2 protein-coding genes are annotated in these 1,982 nt (G+C 44.0%); both read left to right on the forward strand.

The features are described from left to right. The first annotated feature begins 206 nt into the window (after positions 1-206). Positions 207-842: a YitT family protein gene (locus AB5Z52_RS16810; RefSeq protein ID WP_161667609.1), complete on the forward strand. Its 636-nt coding sequence runs from the start codon at positions 207-209 to the stop codon at positions 840-842. A gap of 308 nt (positions 843-1,150) precedes the next feature. Then, positions 1,151-1,982, forward strand: an 832-nt coding sequence (locus AB5Z52_RS16815) for an RsmB/NOP family class I SAM-dependent RNA methyltransferase (RefSeq protein WP_368267122.1), incomplete at its 3' end; no start/stop codon positions are given.

Consider the following 1,982-nt stretch of genomic DNA (forward strand, 5'->3'; position numbering starts at 1 on the left):
CATTATAAGTGCTCCTTCGTTTTCAAGACAGCGTTAGAGGTTCGGCAAAATTTGCCGAACCTTATATGTTTTTTATACAAAAAAGATGTTGGTGAAGTTCACCAACATCAAAAAGTATAGAGCCTGAAAAGAAGGAGACTTGAGAATGCTCAAGTTTCCTTTTTTTGAAATTGTCGTTATAATAAAAAGAAAAAGGTGGGGAATAAATGAAAAAAGAAACATGGCTGCGGTCGCTTTTTGCGTTGGTCGGGGTAGCTATCATCGGTTTTGGCGCCTCCTTGCTTCGCGTAGGTGGCGTCGGGCTGGATCCGTATACAGCTGCCAATATTGGAACAGGTGAACGGTTAGGTCTTTCATTAGGTGTTTATCAATTAATGATCAATCTCGTTTTGTTGATCTTGATTTTCTTTTTTGGTCGTCGGCATATTGGGATCGGCACAGTGATCAATATGGTCTTGACGGGCTTTTTTATTGATTTTTATACGAAAATCTTTGAACTTTTCGCAGTTTCTCCGGAAGGTTGGCTGCAAAAAGGGCTCTTTTTAGTGATCGGTATTCTGTTCTTTACCTTTGGTGCTTCCTTCTATATGTCAGCAAAAGTGGGAAGTGCGCCTTATGATGCGATCGCACCGACAATCGTTGATCGAACGAAAGCGAATTATCGGGTCGTCAGAGTGATCCAAGATGTGGCTTTTGCGACACTCGGCTGGATCACAGGTGGACCGATCGGGATTGGGACATTTATCAGTGCCTTTCTAGTTGGTCCGCTGATCAAGTTCTGGGATGATTACGCCTCAGTGCCGTTCATCGAAAAGACCATCAAGAAATCTTTATTTAAATGAGCGCGGACCTATCGAAACAACAATGATAAGTAGCAGATGATAGATACCAGCAGTACAAAAAAACACTGTAGATATGCTATTGATCGATTTCAACGATACCTACAGCAATAACGAAAGACTGTGACAAAATCAGCAGTGAATGGGCAATGGATAGCGTAAATCGTTTTCGAACGAACGATCCTTTGCTGACCTATTTTAGGTTTGATTTCCTTCTGTTGATTTTTGTCACATTTTTTTCAAAATTGCCTGACGCTACTTGCACAATCGCTGAGCACTCGCTATGATAAGAGAGCTTAGGAGGGATCATCTTGAAATTACCAGCAGCATTCATTACCAAATATCAGCAGTTACTAGGAGCCGAAGCGGCGGCCTTTTTTACTGCTTTAGAAACAGGGCATCCAGTAAAAGGATTTCGCTTGAATCCGTTGAAGCCACAAGCCGTCTCGATGCTGGAAATGTTTGGACCGGATAAAAGTCCAGCACCATACGCAATGAACGCCTATATTGGAGAAGTCAAAGGGAAATCACTGCTTCATCAAGCGGGGTATGTCTACAGTCAGGAACCAAGCGCGATGATCGTTGCGACGATCGCAGATGCACAACCAGGAGAAAAAGTGCTCGATCTTTGTGCAGCGCCTGGAGGGAAAACCACGCAATTAGCAAGTCAGATGCAAGGCAAAGGTTTATTGGTTTCCAATGAGATTTTTACTAAACGCGCAAAAATCTTATCGGAAAACGTTGAACGATGGGGGATCAGTAATGTGGTGGTGACGAACCATGCGCCGCAAGAACTGACGCCGCATTTTCCACAATTTTTTGACAAAATCGTGGTGGATGCTCCTTGCTCAGGAGAAGGAATGTTCCGCAAAGATCCTGTGGCCATCGCGGAATGGCAAGCTGATTCGCCACTGCAGTGCGCTCAGCGCCAGAAGGAGATTTTGGCTGAAGCGGTTGCGATGTTAAAGCCTGGCGGACAGTTGATCTACTCTACTTGCACGTTTGCACCTGAAGAAAATGAAGCCATCATTGAATGGCTGGTCTCAGCATATCCTTTTTCCATTGAACCGATTGAATTGGAAAATGTGTCTCATGGACGCCACGATTGGGCACCGATGAACGACATTGAAAAGACGATTCGGT

The organism is Enterococcus sp. RTP21361st1_A6_RTP21361_211029, assembly GCF_040910045.1.
GTDB classification, from domain to species: Bacteria; Bacillota; Bacilli; order Lactobacillales; family Enterococcaceae; genus Enterococcus_D; species Enterococcus_D gallinarum.